This window comes from Rhizobium sp. LEGMi-198b (assembly GCF_054114205.1).
In genome coordinates this window covers 243228-260626 of record NZ_JBSYVH010000005.1, presented here as the reverse complement: position 1 = coordinate 260626, position 17399 = coordinate 243228, and the positions used below count along the sequence as shown (strand labels likewise).

Below are 17399 nucleotides of genomic sequence, written 5' to 3'. Positions count from 1 at the left end.
ATCCGAAAGAAGGCCCCACGCTTTGCAAGTCGTTTCCAAACAATTCATACATCCGCACTTTGGCGGCATCGGCGCCAGGCTGACTTAGCAGGCTGCGGTCGCGCGTGCACCAGAAGCCGTTATAGAGCAGTGCAGCGTGTAGAGGGCATGATATCATCCTTCAAAAGCGCAGCAGCGCGATCTAACGCAATGGATGTTCGATCCCCGCGATGAACGGCGAGCAGGATCGTACCGCTGTTCGTAGGAGCGAAAGGACGTGTCGCCATAGGACTGGGAGAGACATCGCCTTGGTTCTCATACTTTGCGGCCCCTCGCCAGAAAGGTGAGCGGCATAAGGACAGGCTCTATCCGCCGGCGGTGATTGAGGAAGCGGACTTGGTATTTGGCTGGGGCGATTGCTCGGCAAGGAACTTGGATCGAGCGCCATATTGTGGAAGCTGCATCCATTGCCATGCCTCGCTGTTAATCCCCGAGCAAAGACGGACCGCATCGAAACACTGATACGCGTCTTGATAGCGCCATGAGCGGCGCACTTGCTCAAAGGTCAAATCGCTTCGTCCGATGAAGAAGACATGAGCGAAATAGCCAGAAAAGGCTATTTGAGGTCAATCAATTTTTCGTTAGTAGCTGACAGGGGGCCAGTTGTTTGCCGTCACTGCGAGCGCGCGCGACAAAAAACAGGTGATTGGGATAGGGCAAGTTGACCGAAATTTTGACGCTTAAACTCGAGGCGACGTCACTTACGACGGGCGAAGTGTCCGAATGGCTTAACGGTGAAAAGCAGGACAATTTCTATCGGCCTCTCAGTACCGACAGCCGCGGTCTCTTCTCATTCGGTGTTCATGGCGCTGGCGAAATGGTGGGCTGGACTGGATCGACTTCAACGGACCGCGCCTTTTCCGTCACGATCGAGAATGATGACTTCATGTTTTTCCTCGAGCATGGAACCTGCTACGATCTGGCAACAGGCGGCATAAGGCATGCTATCACGCCCTGCGCGGGACTGCTGACGACGGCCGACCGCTATTCCGCGGTGAATATTCACGCAGGCTCCGTTGCGGAGGGATTTTGCGTCCCGAGGAGCGCGGTACACGCGGCCCTGACCAGCACCTTCGAACGTCTGCCGCCTGTCGATTTCGAATTCGTTCCCCTGCAGGACCTGACGGCGGGACCGGCGGCGTATCTTTTCAAGCTCATGCGGTTCTTCCGAGATGAGATTTGCGCCGATCAAAACCTCGTAGTCTCTCCCATTGCCCTGACCAGCTTCCAAGAGATGTTCTGTCTGCTGATGGTGCAGAATCTGCCCCACACGCTTTCGGACACCGGATCGCGGGTGCAGACAATTGCCCCTCGCCAGCTTCGAAGAGCGCTGGAGTTTGCGAGAGCACATATCGCAATGCCGATCACGATCACGGATATGGCAGCGGCAGCGGGTGTCAGCGTGCGGGCGCTGCAGATCAATTTTCGACGATTTTTGAATGTCACCCCAATGGCTTACCTAAGGCAGCTCCGCCTTGATGGCGCACGCCAAGATTTGTTGACGGCGACGCGATCTGCGACAGTCAGTGAAATCGCGCGCCGCTGGGGGTTTATACAGCTGGGCCGCTTCTCTCAGGAATACCGTGCTGCTTTTGGCGTCCTGCCGAAATACGATCTCGGGCGCAGCTATGAGAAGAATCGACGTGCGGCGTCATAAAGCACACGTCGATACCCGTTCCATATCGGCGTTCGCGGATCCCGATGATGGACAAATTGAAGGCGACGGATCTGCCAGCTAGAGAAACTGAACTCTCTGGGCAATGCATCGGCTATTTCGCTCTGGCTGAATTCCCACGCATTCAGGATCCATCCGTTCCAAGATCGCTCTCCGCGTCGCCATGGTCGAGGCGAATAAGGTTACGGGATCCAATCTGCGCGGGTTCTCGAAGCAATGGTCGATACCACCCTAGTCAAGGTCCACCGCCACGGCCAGGGCGCAAAAGGAGGCCTCAGAGCCAGGCCATAGGCCGATCGAAAGGTGGAATGACGACTAAAATCCTCGCCTTGACCGATGCACTTGGCAACCTGGTGCGGTTCGAGCTTTTGCCGGGACATCGTTCGACGGGCTTGAGCCTTTGGTCAAAAGCGTTGAGTTCGAAGGCCTGATTGCCGATAAGGCATTCGACAGCGATGCAATCATCAACGACCTCAACAAGCGCGCGGCTAAGATTGTCATCTCCCAGCATTCCCGCCGCTCGAAGCCATTACCTCTGGACCACAAGCTTTATAAATGGCGGCACCTGATCGAGAATTTCTTCTGCAAGCTGAAAAGCTTCAAGCGTATCGCCAACGGACGAAAGCTTCACCGCAATCATCCATCTCGCCGCAGCCGTCATCAATTCAAGATGAATCCCCACACGCCTTAGATGGCGATCAGTTGGCATAGAAACCGTGGTGCTCGTCGGCGATCCCGCATACATCAACGAGATCGTCTCGATGCAGCCAACGTCGCTGACAACGTCGTAGTAATTGGTTCTGCACTTGCAACGCACCTAGTCCATCCTTCCCTCACCTATTACGAGGCTACGGAACTTGACTGCCTTTGACGAAGCCACATCACTCGCCCTGCTGTTCCTCATTGTTGCGGCACTCTATGCAGCGGTCGGACAGGCCGGAGCGTCGGGATATTTGGCGGCTATGGGACTCTTCGGGCTCGCGCCGACGGTGATGAAGCCCACGGCGCTCGCCTTGAACCTGCTCGTCGCCGCAATTGGGACCTTCCAGTTCTGTCGTTCGGGGCTGTTCTCCTGGCGGACCTTCTATCCGTTCGCCGTGCTCGGCTTTCCGTTCTCTCTGCTCGGCGGATCTGTGCAGTTGCCGATGCACGTCTATTATCCCCTCGTCGGAATCATTCTGATCCTGTCGGGCGTACAGATGATTTGCTCGGCGATAACGAAAAAGGTTGCAGTCGAAGCCGCCGAGGCCCCTCCCTTCCTGCCCGCTCTGCTGACGGGGGCGGTGATCGGCTTCGTCTCGGGAACGACCGGAACAGGTGGAGGCATCTTCCTTGCGCCGATCATCCTCGCAATGAACTGGGTTAGCGCGCGGCGTACCGCCGCCGTTACCGCCGCATACAATCTGCTGAACTCGGCAGCAGCTCTCGCTGGTGCCTATGCATCGATCAAGTCTATTCCGTCGGCACTCCCGCTGTGGCTACTCGCGGTCGGCATAGGTGGCGTCGCTGGCAGTCTTGTAGGTAGCCGGCACCTCTCCGAGCGCACCCTCAGGCTCATCCTCGCGGCCGTGCTATTGGTGTCCGGCACAAAGCTTCTGTTGAGCTGAGGAAGCCCAGCATCATACTGGGTCTGTTGAAGATCGAGTTCGTGGATACGTCACCGTTCGATTTGACGCTGATGATGCATGCGCTCTGCTTGCAAGGCAGCCTCAATCGCTACTGGTTCTACCACACGCACGATCTACTCGGCGAGGACGGCGTTGATGCGAGCTCCAACAAACCCAAGGCAACGCTGCAATCCGAGCATAAGATTCGGCCGATCGCAACAATACATCGGTCGTCCCGGCGCAAGACCCGCATATACGACGGCAAGGCCGCGACTGCAACGGCCGAAGGTGAGCTGCCAGATAGCAGTGGCGACCTCCTCGGCCGGACTTCTGCCCGCCGCGGCGGCCGTATTATAGCACGCCAACGACGACTGATTTCGCTCGAATTCCGCCCAGTCGATGTAATCCTTCGTGGTGTTCACGGATCAGCACTTCCCAATCATTGAAAGCTTTGCCGTGGCCATAGCTCTTGCGAGCGCGACCATCGACGACGGTGACCAACTTCTACTGGGTGTCCTACTGCGGACGGTCTGCTATCGGCCCCACTGGTCATTCCAATCCAGGCCGAGCGATGTCCGTAGAAAATCGCGCCTATCCGGAATTTTAACCGACAATGTAGATACCAGAAGTGTTTACTAATACGATGAAATAATTGACGTTACAAACGGCAGTCTAACCGGCATTAATTCCGGCATGGATATAGCATTTATGGAACCTTTGGTGCCCGAGGACGACAAGGGCTCCCTAGAGGACAAGGTCTTGACGTTGGTGGCGGAAGCAAATCAGCTTGCTGGCCGCGTTCATCCGAAATTGCGCGATTCTATCGGCGACCTCGTGCGTTCGATGAATTGTTACTACTCCAATCTCATCGAGGGGCACGACACTCATCCGCGCGACATCGATCGAGCATTAGCAAACAACTTTTCCGACGAGCCGAAGCGGCGTGAGCTGCAGCAAGAAGCGGTTGCCCATATCCATGTTCAGAAACTCATCGACGTTGGTGAGGATCCAGATGTCTGGCCGGCATCTGCAGCTTATGCGTCTTGGCTCCATGAGGAGTTCTGCTCGCGTCTCCCTCCGGAAATGCTTTGGGTCTCCAATCCATCGACGGGCGAGCGCGTTCCGATCGTTCCCGGCGAATGGCGTCATCGAGACGTTCAGGTCGGGCGCCATCTGCCACCTGAACACGCAGATCTACCACGCTTCATGGTCCGTTTCGATCGAGCCTATCAATCCCCACCACTCTCCAAGATGAAACAGATCCAATCAGTGGGCGCCGTGCATCACCGATTTCTGAGAATTCATCCCTTTCTTGATGGCAATGGCCGCGTTGCGCGGCTGATGTCGCACGCGCTTTTGAAACGCCTTGGCATCGGAACGAGTCTTTGGCCTGTTGCCCGAGGGCTGGCGCGAGAGGAAAAGGCCTACAAAGGCCTGCTCATGCGCGCCGATGGTCCGCGCGCAGGCGATCGAGACGGCAGGGGCAATCTCACCCATAGCGGGCTGGTGGCGTTTTGCGACTTTTTTCTAGATCGAGCGATCGACCAGATACGGTTCATGAGCGGGTTGCTCGAAACGGACAAGCTTCTCATGCGAATGGCGATCCATCTCGAAGAAGATATTCGCAGCAAAAAACTCCCACGTGGCAGCTTCCAAGTGCTGCGCGAGGCGGTGCTCGCCGGCGAGGTAGAGCGCTCGAAAATACCGACCCTGACAGGATATGAAGAGCGTGCAGCGCGCAATATTACGTCCGCTCTCGTCGAGCGCGGAATGTTGACTGCCTCCTCGCACAGGGCGCCATTGCGGCTCGCCTTTCCGGCTGACGTCGCTGAACGATGGTTTCCAAACCTTTATCCAGCCAACGCGGGATCAAGTATATGAAGGACCAGAACGTCATTCTCATTCGGCGATTCATTCCTGCTGCTCCGCAGCGCGGCGATTCGGAATTCCTCAGCACTTTGACAGGCGGTGCGCCGCAGCGCCGGCCGGCGCTGGAGGCGCTCTATCGCGTCCTCATTCTGGCTGGACCTGGAGCGGGAAAGACATTCGAAGCGCGTGAGCGCGCACGCAAATTGTCGGAAAAGGGCAAAAAAGCGTTCTTCATCCGCATCGAGCATCTGAACAGCACATTCGAAAACGCCTTCGAGATTGGCACCGCAGAAGAGTTTGAAGGCTGGCTTGCCTCCACGGAGGAGGGATGGTTCTTTCTGGATTCGGTCGATGAAGCGCAGCTCGAGACACCACGTGCATTTGAGGACGCAATTCGGACTTTCGGGACACGCATACGGGAGGCGAGCACACGCGCGCACGTCTAACAGATCAACGACATTGTTCGTTTCGAGATCGACCAGGATCGTTCCATAGCGTTGTCCGCGACGCCAAGCCCAATCATCGACGCCTAGGATACGCGGCGCTTCGCAATTCTCAGAGGGTTGGGTCCGCGCAATCCGCAAAATGGTGTCGGCGCTCACAGGCATGCCAAGGCGAGTGACCAATCTCATGCCCGCCTCTCCTCCCAACGCCATGCCGATACTGCGATGCACGTCTCCCAGGCGTCTTGTGCGCCGGCAATAGCGCCAGGTCACATCACCAACGTTCTCGGCAAATATGCGCCTCCGGCATCTCTCGTTACTGCAACGCAGGCGCCGGACATGCAAGGTTATCGTGACCGCTCGCCCTTGCCACGGCAGGTCCGCGAGGTGTCGTTCGTAACGACTATGAACACGATGCGAGGCCTTGCGACAATCCGGGCATTTAGCTCCTGTCGATCGGAACCGACAATCGATCGATATCGCCTCTCTCGACTGCTGAACGTGATCGACGACCAAAGACGGCGGGATCAACGGTAGAATGCGCTTCGCCATTTCCATGCTCCTGCTGATTCGTGTGTCGAATCAATAGGATTCAGAAAGTTGCACCGAAATTGCGGAAGTGCCCACTATTGATAAGGTGGAACGGTCCGCACCACCGGCAGCATCAACATGCTAACTTGTGGCCGTTGAACCAACGTCACGACAAGGAGAGACCATTCCATGAAAGAGGTAACGACTATCGGGCTGGATTTGGCTAAAAACGTGTTCCAGGTCCATGGAGTTGATGGAGATGGGCTGCCCGTGTTCAATCGGAAGCTTCGACGGAACGAGGTGTTGCGTTTCTTCGAGAGAATTCCCTCCTGTCTCGTCGGCTTGGAGGCATGCGGGAGTGCTCACTATTGGGCTCGAGAAATCGCGCAATTTGGTCACGATGTACGGCTCATCCCGCCGAAATACGTCAAGCCCTATGTGAAGCGAGGCAAGACTGATGCCGCAGACGCGGAAGCGATTAGCGAGGCGGTGACGCGCAAGAACATGCGGTTCGTACCAATGAAATCGGCTGCACAGCAAGCCGCGGCCATGGTTCTGAAGACGCGGATGTTGTTAGTGAAGCAAAAAACACAGCTCATCAACGCTTTGCGCGCACACCTTGCGGAATTGGGCATCATTGCCGGAGTCGGCGCAGAAAAGGTATCGTCTTTGCTATCAATTGTCCGGGACGAGGCCGATAGCCGTCTGCCCGGGGCCGCGCGCTTTGGGCTGGTCATCGTAGCGGACCAGATTGAGGTTTTAGATGAGCGAGTTGCTGAGCTTGAACGTGCAACCCTAAGCGAAGTTAAGCGTGATGAGGACTCTCGTCGCTTGATTACCATACCAGGCGTCGGTGTAATCACGGCAGCCACCATCAAGGCATTAGTGCCTGATCCCGCCGGATTTAAATCCGCGCGCCACTTCGCGGCATGGTTAGGTCTTACACCAAGACCTCACTCGAGCGGCGGAAAGGCGCGATTAGGTGGGATATCGAAGATGGGAAATCCAGAGTTGCGCTCGTTGCTGGTCGTAGGCGCAACTGCCGTTCTCAGGTGTGCACGGATAAACCCCACAGCCCGTCCATGGCTGAAATCACTTTTGGAGAGACGGCCCTTCAAGGTCGTGGCCGTGGCTTTGGCCAACAAAATGGCGCGAACAGTTTGGGCGCTCCTCACTAGAGGGGGAATATACAAGGATCCCGATTTGCGTAGGACAGCAGTCTAAGCCACAGCTCATTGAAAGACACAGAGATCGGCGACAGCCGAAGAAGGCAAGGTGCAACTAAAGTTGATGAACCGAGGGACAGAATCCCGGCTCGAAAGAGGTTGACTCCTCAATGCACGAAAAGTGCGTACTATTGATCGACCCTTCGCTCCGCGGACTTCATCAAGGCCAGCGGCACTACGCCGCGCTAAAAGGCCGGACATATGACCGCAGCCGTTCCTTACAAAATCAACGAAGCCCCTTGCATCGCGGACCGTTCCACATATGAGGAGTATTGCACCGGTACTGACAACGATGAACAAGCCGTCCTCTCGGCTGTCGACATAGCGCTGAAGTCCGGCGTTCCGACCAGGACGCATGTGCTGAACTTGCTGCATCGCCTTTTCGACGGCAAATCCTTCATGCCGCCGACCATAGATGCGCCCAGGCACTGACACTCACCAATGAACCAAAAGCCAATGTCGAACGCTACCGACACCCTGAGAAAGACGGAGACGAACTCGGATACCTGCCATTCAGCGCATCAGGTGGTGCACTGCTCTTCCATCTTCTGAGCAAGCTCTACGAGCGGACCAGCGTTATCATCACCACCAACCTGAGCTTCAGCGAATGGGCCAGCGTCTTCGGCGATGCCAAGATGACTATTGCGCTCCTCGACCGTCTCACGCATCATTGCCACATCCTCGAAACCGGAAACGACAGTTTCCGGTTCAAGAACAGCTCTGCCCACGAGCCCAAAACCACGAAGGAGAAAAGCAAAAACTTGATGACAACCACCGACCCGAAACATACATAAAAGCGGGTCAATTCTCGGCGCAAATGCCGGGTCACTTCTCAGCGCAAATCAACAGGCTGGGCCTGTGATCTTGGTTCTCACCACATCCGCTATGATCGTTGCCCTGTTGGATTTCATCCGCTCGCGTGATGCCCAGAATAGTCTCAAACTCGCGGCATTTGTATTGCTGTGGGCCGGTCTGATCGCCACCAACAGCCAGCGTTATGGTATCTTTTCCCTGCCGACCTGGGTTGCTAGATCCTACGCGGCCGCGAGCATCATGCATCTGACGTTGCTCACGGGCTCACTGGGCCGTGCGATTGAGAAATGCAGAAGCCTTAGCCAGGAAGGCGTGTCATCGTGCTCTTGAGGCGGCAAATGCCGCCGAGCTACGAGCCAATCTCCTTGTGGTTGAAAGGACGCGCGAGCTGGAAGAAGCCAAACGTGTGGCCGAAAATGCATTCCGTGCCGAATTGCAGGCACAAGAGCAACAAGTTCGGGGCGCTCGCGGAGTTTGAGAAATCCCTGATCCGCGAACGCACCCTCGCAGGTCTTGAAGCCGCGAGGGCGCGAGGAAAGCAACCGGGGAGGCGACGGGTACTGACAGACGCCCAATGCGAGGAAATTCATGACGCTTTAGGTGCGGGGGCCGCTGTCCGGGATATCGCCAGTCGGTACATTGTTCATCCCAGGACCGTTGCCAGAGGAGTGGAGCGCCTGGGGCAAGGATGCAGCAACCCGGTTACTGGAACAGGCTGATGATGGTCTGCGGTTCGGAATTCGCAATCTGCAAACTTTGAATCGCGAGCTGCTGCTGCGTTTGCAGGGCTTTCGTTCGAGACGAAACCTCTTCCATGTCGGCATCCACCAGCCGACCGACGCCACTGTCGATCGCGTCGCCAAGCTTCGAAGCGAAGTCCTGTTGCATCGAGATCCGCGTCTCGGCAGAGCCCAGTTTCGTTAATGGAGGCACCAAAATGGAAGGGGGAAACCACCCTAAAAACGGAGCAATATTACGCTGCGGTCTTGTGGCGACAGTGGCCGTGATGACTCTCCGCAAATACGGAACATAACAGGAGCGTCTTGGTCGCGGACGTTTCGGCCCCCTGGAAGATATGGGAAAGATCAAATTTGAATTGCTCCCGTGGTGAAACGGAAAGGGGAGATGTTTGCCTAATGAGTGCGGAAACTTGCCGCAGCGGACGAACCGGATTTCGATCCAGTGGATATTGCGCTCATTTTGTCGTGGAGACGCTCGCGCGACGATCGGGGCGCTGCTGCAAGAGCGACGGTCATCCTTTATCGAGGCGATCTGCCAACCGGTACGTCTCCTGCGCTGGTCTGGGCAATGAAAACTTCCCCGATTTCAACCCTATAGCTAGGTGTCGCCGTATCGAAATCACTAATACTTAAATGGTATTCCCGGAACAGAAACGCTTATATAGGTCCCGACCCAAACGGTTCAGTGCAATATATCGTCTCGGTTCATGATAGCTCTGTTGCAATCGCAATCAGGCCCCAGCCTCAGGAGCGTGAATGTTGAAACGGGAGCAATTTTTCAAAACTTGTCGTTGTGCATTTTTATGCGCGTTATGGATTATTGGTGCGCATCATGGATACAATTTTCGAGGGCACCTCAAAAACGTGACTGGTGTCTGGCGAAGCCGCGAACTATCGTGAACCTAGAAATTCATTTCAGCCAATGCAACTTTACCTTATTGAAGTCGATTAAACATTCTGTTGGGGAGTGGCGTAATTGTACCTCATTTTTACTTGGAATTTTACCAATCCACCCACCAGCTATGACCTATGTCATTCTGGGCATTGTGGATTAGAGACAATTAAAACCGATCACTTCCTGCCACAGCAGTATTGTCGATCGGCCGAGTTTTCATCCCGGTTTTCCATCCGGGAGTAGAGTTGATGCCGCTGTTGCCCGCAAGGCGTGGATGGGAGCGTGTGCCAATAACGCTCTCGGAGACTACGCATCTGGAAAATTCAATCTGTCGTCACTTGTTCGCTCTTCGACCCTAAGCGCGTTGCCCAAAGTGCGAGACGTTAGGTGGCGAGCGTAAAATCCATGCGCGCATTTATAGTCACAATTTCTGTTTCTGCTCGTGGCGTCTCGGGCCCCTTTGCCTTCATTTTCTCGAGAGACGTTTTTACTGAAAGAACGTAAGCACATGAAAAGGCTCTACAAATTCTTTATAGTCGCGGTCTTGATACTTGCTGCGATCGCGGGCCTCGCGGTGTGGCAAAGAATCGCCGCCACTGAAGATGAATTCAGCTATCGCGTTGAGGCAACCTTCGACGAGAATGGGAAGCCGGTCGTCGGTTCTAATGTAGTGCACATTACCGTACGCCGTAACATCCCCTGTGTCGGGATGTGCGGGTACACCATTTCGGTTCAAGGTCAGGCAATTCCCGTCAAGTTCTCCAACGGAAAATATGTGTTTGTTCTACTTGGCGTGGCCGACCACTCGTTTAGAGCCGGAAACATGCCGTTTCAAGCGTTTAGGGCTCTGCCGCCATTTAAAAAAATAAGTGAACTTCCCCGTGAGCCTTTGAACGTGCCGCCGGAGTACGTTCCTACAATCATCTACTTTACCGATATGGCGGATCCCGAGAGCGCCGTCATCGCCAACCAGGACAATCTTCGAACTTTGGTGGGGGAAAATGTGCGCCTGATGAACACATCGGTGAAGCTGACAGACGAGCCAGTTTCAACGGGGATCGATCAGTTACTTCCCTGGGTCAAAAAGCAGGAGGTCGTAAAGAAGTCGAACGAAAATATATCGACGTCACATTATCGATATCCAGAAACAGACAATCAATCGAAGTCATTGCAATCCGACTATCCTCGTTCTCTTGAAAGGAATGACCTGTAATGGACGCAGATTTAATGGATTCTATTCTTGCAATGAATGCGTATGACGCAAGTGGCATAACCGGAATTAAAACGGGCAATGTCATTGGAAATTGGACAAAAATCAGGGATGATTCAATTCCAGACCAGAACTACTACGCGGCCGTATATCAAAACGGGAGTAGCTATACAATTTCATATCGAGGAACAACTAATCTTCTCGGAGATAGCATAGCCGGTTTCCTCAACAGCGACGTTTGGAACGGCTACGCCACCGGCCTTGGTAACCCGGCATCGAAGGACTCAGTAGAAGCGATCAAATTATTCAAGTCCGTACTGGACCAGGCGGGAAGTCTTTCCAACATCACTTTGACCGGTCACTCTATGGGAGGTGGTTTGGCAGGGCTGGTTGGAGATCTGTATGGCGCAAAGACAGTCGTTTTCGATAATATGGCCTTTGAGGCAGCCGCAAATGCTGCATACGCGGCCTCGCTCCCGGGACCGGACTATAACGCTGATGTTGCGAATTCCATTTATGGGTCCTCTGCACCGACGGCGCCTAGCGAAGCCAATCTGAAGGGTTACTATACAGACGGCGAGTTTCTGTACTACCTCGATCGCTTACAACAAAATCTTCAAGAGACAGTACTGGAACCACAGACGCATTCCGGCGACCTTAGTGGCTTGCAATTGCATAGCATGGCATTGGCGACGATGTTGCTTTATGCGAGCGATAACGGCCTTACAAAATGGGCCGGAATTGCTCCCTATTTGCTTCCCGAGTTATGGAATGACAATGTCGCATCTGCAGCGGGTGTTGATCAATACAAGAACGTTGCTGGCTCGTCTTCCGCCGATGCGTTGAAGGAAATGATTGCCTATTCAGCAATCGACGAAGGGACCATGCCGTTCGGCGATGTCGCAATCAAAGCCTTTTTTGACGACGCAGGCGATCTCTCCGACCTTGTTTCTGCAAATATCGATCCCAGCGCTGACGGCGCGATTTACAGAGATTTTTCCGACATTGCCGTGCAGTACGCTGGCCAACTCGCTGCGGCGAAGTCCACTGACGCAGCACTTGCCCTGGGTGTGGTGGATAGCGTTTCCAATGTGGTCAGCGTCGATCTGTCGCCGGGCGTATGGTCGACGAGCCAAACGGAAACTCCCGTCGCACCAAACATTGTGGGAGCTGGAAAAGCTGTCATCGATGCGATCATGAGTTTTGTTGGGACCCCGACCCCGGCTGAGTCCAATCAGGATGGTTTCACTAGCCTCTTTAGGGCTGCCGGAGGCAATCTGATTTCCGGCATAACCGAGATCAAGGTAGGCACAGCAGGTGGCGTCACACTCGATGGCACCAGCTCGGCGTTGACCTATTCCGGCAATGCGGGGGGAGCCCTTTTGATCGGCGCACCCAATGGCAACGCGACGTACATCGGCGGGGGCGGCACCAATATCATGGTCGGCCAAGCCTCAGACACATTTGACATAGCAGCGGGCAATAACATTGTCCTGGAACAAAACGGCGGCACAGTGACGCTTGATTCCTCGACCATGTCGGGCACCGCCACCTCCACCAGCTGGAATATGGTGGAAGGGAAACTCGACAGCGCCGAAAACTTCGTATTCAACTCAGCGGACCTTGCACCGCTGACGATCGTCTACGGTGCTAGCGGTTCCGACAGCTTTGATTTCGAAGCTGGGACTGACAAGAATGTCGGCGTTTTCCTTCTCCAAATGAGCGATATCGACCAGACCAACTTCTTGTCGCTCGATCCCGGGAAGATTAGCGCCTATCTCGACGCGCACCTGGTGAACCCATGGGGTTCAGGTTTTGGTGGCCAATTTGACGATGAGATTGTCATTATCAACCCGACAGCTACCGATATCCTCAAATACAACGGCCAAATTATCAGCGACCCGACCAAATATGTTTCAATGACAGATACGGGGCAGGCGCACTACGCTGACTATAATCCCAATATGACCGGCGGCACGATCCGGCGCGTTGATCCAAATAACCATCTGAAGATGGTCGGGGATGCAAACGCTAGCACCGGGATCAAGGCGGTGTTTACAGACGCAATAGAGAAAGACAACTTTACCTACCAATATTACGGGCTTCAGTCGGCAGGCAATGATGTCAGCCTAAGCGAGTATGATCCGTCATTTGATCCGGACACCGAAGAAGAGATGGCTCCGCAGACGAGATTTACCCTCACCGCAATGACCGCACAGGATAGTTCGGAAGACTATGATCGTGAGTCATGGGACAATAAGACGGGAACGGTGACGACCCACTACGCGGTTGCCGATGGAAGCCTGTCGCTTATTGGTTTCAACGTTGGTGATTTCGGGATTAACTTTTCCAATAACTCGTCTCAGGTTGAAGAACAGCGGCATGACGAGCTATTCGCGGTGTCGGAATGGTCGACTGCGACAGTCGGCACATCGCACGGAATGCCAACGATCGAAGGTATTGAACCGGCCTCACTCGGGGCCAGCCTTTCATCCTCCGACGAGACCTGGCAGTCATCCTATAACATTGTCGGCAATTCAAGCCTTCTTACCGACTATAATAGGCCGACATTGACGGCCTCCGACTTTATGCAGGCAGCCTGACAACGTGGAATGCGGGAACCGGCGTGAAAGCGCCGGTTCTGCTTCCTACACCCCTTGGACGTCATGAAAGACATATCCCCTGCGCCACCCCCCACCGTGGGTGCTCTTGACAGCGGACTCGCCGCACTTTGCGCTATTGCCGCCTATTACCGCATCGTCGCGGACCCCATCCAGCTTTCGCAAGAACTTGCTTTGGGCGAAAAACCGGCGGGAGAATCCGAACTCCTCCGCGCCGCAAACATTGCGGGCTTGAAAGCCCGTCTGATTCACACGCAAAGCGCAAAAAGATTGCGGTCGATTCCCGTGCCTGCGGTCGTGAAGCTCAAGGGCGGTCACTTCAACCTCTTTGGCGGAATCACGCCAACCGGGGATTACCGCTTGGTCGATCCGGTAAGCCGAAATGCAAGAGAGATTTCCATCGAAGCTTTGCTGGCAGAGATCGAACTAAGCATAATTCTAGTGCAACGCCGCTTTGGAGGCGAAGGAATTGATCCGAAGGCATTTGGGTTCAGGTGGTTCCTCCCATCCATCTGGCGCTACCGGAAACCGCTAGCCCATGTCCTGCTTGCGTCGCTTTTCATTCAACTATTTGCCCTGGTGACGCCCTTGTTCTTTCAGGCGATCGTCGACAAGGTCGTCGTCCACAAGGGATACTCTACGCTTGCGGTGCTTGCTGGAGGGCTTGTCGTCCTCGGCTTGTTCGATGTTGGATTGCAATACCTGCGAAGCTACGCTTTGTCCCATACCGCCAACCGCATCGATGTCGAACTGGGACAGCGGCTCTTTCGTCATCTCCTCCGGCTGCCTTTAGGCTACTTCGAGATCCGCTCTGCCGGTCAGACAGTTGCGCGCGTTCGAGAACTGGAGACGATCCGCTCGTTTATCACGGGACAGGCTCTTTTCTCGGCCCTCGACCTGTTTTTCGCGCTCATCTTCATTGCCGTGCTTTTGGCCTACTCCTGGAAGCTCACCCTTATCGTTGTGGCTGCAATCCCCCTTTACCTCTTGATTACACTGCTAATCAGGCCAGTCCTGCGGGACAAGATTAAGACGAAGTTCAATCGTGGGGCTGAAAGCCAGCAGTTTCTGGTGGAAACGATAGTTGGCATCCAGACGCTGAAAGCAGCCGCTGTCGAACCCGCAATGCAGGTTCAATGGGAGGAGAAGCTTGCAGCGTATGTGAAGACATCATTTAGCGCTTCGATGTTCGCTTCCGGCGGCCAGAACACGATCCAATATGTCAATAAGCTGGTCACCGCTGGCACATTGTTTTTCGGCGCAAGGGCGGTGATGGATGGAGATCTCACTGTCGGAGGCCTTATTGCCTTCAACATGATCACCGGTCAGGTCATGCAGCCTGTTTTGCGGCTCTCGCAGCTCTGGCAAGACTTCCAGCAAGTCCAAGTTTCCGTCGAACGGCTTGGCGACATTCTCAATACAGCGGTTGAGCGCGTTGCTTCAGCCAACGCCAGCAATCTTCCGCCTCCGAGAGGCGCCATCGAATTTCGCAACGTTGGATTCCGTTATCGACCAGGTGCGCCGGAGGTCCTGAAATCGATTTCTCTAGCCATACGGCCTGGGGAGGTCATTGGCATCGTCGGTCCATCGGGCTCGGGAAAGTCGACGCTGACGAAGCTAATCCAGCGCCTTTACCTTCCAGAAGACGGTCAGATCCTGGTTGACCGAGCTGACATCTCACAGGTCGATCCTGCCTGGTTGCGGCGGAATATCGGCGTCGTCCTGCAGGAGAACCTGCTCTTCAATCGCACAATTCATGACAATATCGCGCTCGCGAATCCCACTATGCCACGCGCTCTGGTGATGCAGGTCGCGCAATTGGCGGGCGCCGACGAATTCATCGACAAACTCCCAAATGGATACGACACGGTCATCGAGGAGCGCGGTGCCAACCTTTCCGGAGGCCAGCGTCAGAGACTGGCAATTGCGCGTGCGCTGGCAACCAACCCACCCATATTGATCCTCGACGAAGCGACCAGCGCACTCGACTACGAAAGCGAGCGCGTCATTCACCGCAACATGAGGAAGATCGTGCAGGGCAGGACTGTGATTATTATCGCTCACCGGCTTGCTGCTGTTCGGCCATGCAATCGCATCGTCAGCATGGCCGATGGGCGCATAGTGGAAGTCGGTTCACATGATGAACTCGTTCGCCGACCAAAAGGTCTCTATGCGCATCTCTGGGCATTGCAGACCGATCAGTTCCGGGAGGAACCGGCGTGAACGAGGTCGTCTCACCGAAAACCGTAAAGCGAGCGGCGAAGCTGCGTATTCAACGGCATCGACCCGACAACGCCTTTCTGCCAGCTGCGCTCGAAATCATCGAAACGCCCGCCTCGCCGGTTCAGATGATGTTGATCGTTATGATCTGTCTGTTTACAGGCGCAGCTCTTGCTTTCGGGTATTTCGGGCAAATCGACATTTTCGCGATAGCGACGGGGAAAATTAGGCCAGCGGGTCAGGTCAAGGTCATCCAACCGCTCGAAACCGGCCGAATTCGCTCAATGAATGTTGCCAACGGCAGCCGCGTTCGCGCGAGCGATGTGCTGGTGCAACTGGATGCAACGGCTGCCATCGCTGATGTCGATGCCCTATCGGCTAGCTTGGCCTCCTGTCGTGCCGAAATTCTTCGTCGAAATGCCGCAATAGTCGCGGCTGAGTCAGAGGATATCCATCTTCTGCCCGTTGTTGCGTGGCCTAAGGATATTCCAGATGTGATCCGCATTCGGGAAGATCGCGTTCTCCAAGACGATTTGCGCAACTTGCGAGCTGAGGTCCAGAGTTTGCAGTCTCAAAAGATGGAAAGGCTCGCGGAACTCGAAAAACTTCAGGCCACCACCCAAGCCGAGGCTGAGCTGATCCAAACGTTGCAGGAGAGAGTGGATATGCACAATACTTTGATCGCAAGCAACACAGGGACCAAGGCGACACTAATCGATGCCTTGCAGAGTCTGCAGGACGAAAAAGCGACATTTGCGTCCGATCATGGGCAGCTCAACCAAATCGTGGCGTCTCTCGATACGATCGAGACAGAAAAGGCAAAAACACGCGAAGCCTTTATCAGCGACAACGCTCAAAAACTAGCGGACGCCGAACGGCAAGCCGATGACAAGACGCAACAGTTGGTCAAGGCGCAGGCCACGATCGAACATATGACGCTCACCAGCCCCATCGACGGTGTTGTTCAGGCGCTGTCGGTAACCACGGTTGGACAGGTCGTCACGACCGGGCAACAATTGATGCGGATTGTGCCCGACAATGCTCCGCTGGAGATTGAAGCTTACGCAGAGAACAAAGATATCGGATTTCTCCGAGAAGGGCAGGAGGCGATCATCAAGATCGAGTCGTTCCCTTTCACACGCTATGGGACGATCAAAGGGACGGTAAACCGCGTCGCGCGCGATTCAATTCCTAGCTCGGATGCGCAAATATCAGAAAATGATCCGACGCAGCTGGCAAAGTCGAGTACGAGCATCACTCCGATCGGGCAGACCCAAAATCTTGTTTATCCAGTCATTGTTGCTCCGTCGCGAAACAGCATCAGCGCCGACGGTCAACAAGTCCCCTTAACGCCAGGCATGACCGTGACTGTCGAGATCAAAACTGGCAAACGCCGCTTGCTCGAATACCTTTTCTCGCCACTTGTTGAGGTTGAATCAGAAGCCATGCGCGAACGGTGACAATCGTCCTCAACAGAGAGCGGCGCTTCTCGGCCCTTGGGGTTCCTATC

Annotated in this window: 13 protein-coding genes and 4 pseudogenes; 15 read left to right on the top strand and 2 right to left on the bottom strand. The window is 54.8% G+C overall.

Going from position 1 to position 17399, the window contains the following annotated elements; genetic code table 11:
* Nucleotides 1-700: 700 nt before the first annotated feature.
* The 6 genes from ACXHXG_RS20430 to ACXHXG_RS20405 all read left to right on the top strand — a co-directional run bounded on the left by ACXHXG_RS20430 (nt 701) and on the right by ACXHXG_RS20405 (nt 5636).
* Nucleotides 701-1696: a helix-turn-helix transcriptional regulator gene (locus ACXHXG_RS20430; protein ID WP_457900485.1), complete on the top strand. Its 996-nt coding sequence runs from the start codon at nt 701-703 to the stop codon at nt 1694-1696.
* Nucleotides 1697-2114: 418 nt separating this feature from the next.
* Nucleotides 2115-2405 (top strand): hypothetical protein, encoded by a 291-nt coding sequence (locus tag ACXHXG_RS20425; protein ID WP_457900484.1) that lies wholly within the window; start codon nt 2115-2117, stop codon nt 2403-2405.
* A 166-nt stretch (nt 2406-2571) separates the two neighbouring features.
* The gene (locus ACXHXG_RS20420) at nt 2572-3321 is read left to right on the top strand and encodes a sulfite exporter TauE/SafE family protein (protein WP_457900483.1); all 750 of its coding nucleotides are present in this window, start codon (nt 2572-2574) and stop codon (nt 3319-3321) included.
* Nucleotides 3322-3347: 26 nt separating this feature from the next.
* The gene (locus ACXHXG_RS20415; protein ID WP_457900482.1) at nt 3348-3767 is read left to right on the top strand and encodes a hypothetical protein; all 420 of its coding nucleotides are present in this window, start codon (nt 3348-3350) and stop codon (nt 3765-3767) included.
* 262 nt (nt 3768-4029) lie between these two features.
* Complete coding sequence (locus ACXHXG_RS20410; RefSeq protein ID WP_457900481.1) at nt 4030-5202, top strand: Fic family protein; 1173 nt, start codon at nt 4030-4032, stop codon at nt 5200-5202.
* Entirely contained in the window at nt 5199-5636 is a 438-nt protein-coding gene (locus tag ACXHXG_RS20405) for a hypothetical protein (RefSeq protein ID WP_457900693.1), read from the top strand. The genes ACXHXG_RS20410 and ACXHXG_RS20405 overlap by 4 nt, the downstream gene beginning before the upstream one ends.
* A 324-nt stretch (nt 5637-5960) precedes the next feature.
* Here the strand turns inward: ACXHXG_RS20405 and ACXHXG_RS20400 are convergent.
* Nucleotides 5961-6185: pseudogene (locus ACXHXG_RS20400) on the bottom strand (transposase family protein); the annotation flags it as partial.
* Nucleotides 6186-6353: 168 nt separating this feature from the next.
* On the opposite strand from ACXHXG_RS20400, the gene ACXHXG_RS20395 reads away from it, so the two are divergent.
* From ACXHXG_RS20395 to ACXHXG_RS20375, 5 genes and pseudogenes are all read left to right on the top strand, one after another.
* On the top strand, nt 6354-7388 hold the full coding sequence (locus ACXHXG_RS20395) for an IS110 family RNA-guided transposase (protein ID WP_457900480.1): 1035 nt from the start codon (nt 6354-6356) through the stop codon (nt 7386-7388).
* A gap of 290 nt (nt 7389-7678) precedes the next feature.
* A pseudogene (locus ACXHXG_RS20390) lies at nt 7679-7860 on the top strand (IS21 family transposase); the annotation flags it as partial.
* 21 nt (nt 7861-7881) lie between these two features.
* Nucleotides 7882-8184 (top strand): annotated as a pseudogene (locus tag ACXHXG_RS20385) (ATP-binding protein); the annotation flags it as partial.
* 91 nt (nt 8185-8275) lie between these two features.
* Nucleotides 8276-8533 (top strand): hypothetical protein, encoded by a 258-nt coding sequence (locus ACXHXG_RS20380; protein WP_457900479.1) that lies wholly within the window; start codon nt 8276-8278, stop codon nt 8531-8533.
* A gap of 8 nt (nt 8534-8541) precedes the next feature.
* Complete coding sequence (locus ACXHXG_RS20375) at nt 8542-8922, top strand: recombinase family protein (RefSeq protein ID WP_457900478.1); 381 nt, start codon at nt 8542-8544, stop codon at nt 8920-8922.
* On the opposite strand, the pseudogene ACXHXG_RS20370 reads toward ACXHXG_RS20375, so the two are convergent.
* Nucleotides 8906-9121 (bottom strand): annotated as a pseudogene (locus ACXHXG_RS20370) (flagellin); the annotation flags it as partial. The gene ACXHXG_RS20375 and the pseudogene ACXHXG_RS20370 sit on opposite strands and share 17 nt — an antisense overlap.
* 1225 nt (nt 9122-10346) lie before the next feature.
* Here ACXHXG_RS20370 and ACXHXG_RS20365 point away from each other — a divergent pair.
* The 4 genes from ACXHXG_RS20365 to ACXHXG_RS20350 all read left to right on the top strand — a co-directional run bounded on the left by ACXHXG_RS20365 (nt 10347) and on the right by ACXHXG_RS20350 (nt 17349).
* Complete coding sequence (locus tag ACXHXG_RS20365; RefSeq protein WP_457900477.1) at nt 10347-11051, top strand: hypothetical protein; 705 nt, start codon at nt 10347-10349, stop codon at nt 11049-11051.
* A complete protein-coding gene (locus ACXHXG_RS20360) occupies nt 11051-13651 on the top strand; it encodes a Tle-like phospholipase domain-containing protein (RefSeq protein WP_457900476.1) in 2601 nt (866 codons plus the stop codon). The genes ACXHXG_RS20365 and ACXHXG_RS20360 overlap by 1 nt, the downstream gene beginning before the upstream one ends.
* A 63-nt stretch (nt 13652-13714) precedes the next feature.
* The gene (locus tag ACXHXG_RS20355) at nt 13715-15892 is read left to right on the top strand and encodes a type I secretion system permease/ATPase (protein ID WP_457900475.1); all 2178 of its coding nucleotides are present in this window, start codon (nt 13715-13717) and stop codon (nt 15890-15892) included.
* On the top strand, nt 15889-17349 hold the full coding sequence (locus tag ACXHXG_RS20350) for an HlyD family type I secretion periplasmic adaptor subunit (RefSeq protein WP_457900474.1): 1461 nt from the start codon (nt 15889-15891) through the stop codon (nt 17347-17349). Before ACXHXG_RS20355 ends, ACXHXG_RS20350 begins: the two co-directional genes overlap by 4 nt.
* Nucleotides 17350-17399: the final 50 nt, after the last annotated feature.

Bases quoted from the DNA above. Each gene is read 5' to 3' on its own strand.
- ACXHXG_RS20410 (WP_457900481.1), top strand. From the start codon at position 4,030: ATGGAACCTTTGGTGCCCGAGGACGACAAGGGCTCCCTAGAGGACAAG.
- ACXHXG_RS20405 (WP_457900693.1), top strand. From the start codon at position 5,199: ATGAAGGACCAGAACGTCATTCTCATTCGGCGATTCATTCCTGCTGCT.
- ACXHXG_RS20395 (WP_457900480.1), top strand. From the start codon at position 6,354: ATGAAAGAGGTAACGACTATCGGGCTGGATTTGGCTAAAAACGTGTTC.
- ACXHXG_RS20380 (WP_457900479.1), top strand. From the start codon at position 8,276: ATGATCGTTGCCCTGTTGGATTTCATCCGCTCGCGTGATGCCCAGAAT.
- ACXHXG_RS20375 (WP_457900478.1), top strand. From the start codon at position 8,542: ATGCCGCCGAGCTACGAGCCAATCTCCTTGTGGTTGAAAGGACGCGCG.
- ACXHXG_RS20365 (WP_457900477.1), top strand. From the start codon at position 10,347: ATGAAAAGGCTCTACAAATTCTTTATAGTCGCGGTCTTGATACTTGCT.
- ACXHXG_RS20360 (WP_457900476.1), top strand. From the start codon at position 11,051: ATGGACGCAGATTTAATGGATTCTATTCTTGCAATGAATGCGTATGAC.
- ACXHXG_RS20355 (WP_457900475.1), top strand. From the start codon at position 13,715: ATGAAAGACATATCCCCTGCGCCACCCCCCACCGTGGGTGCTCTTGAC.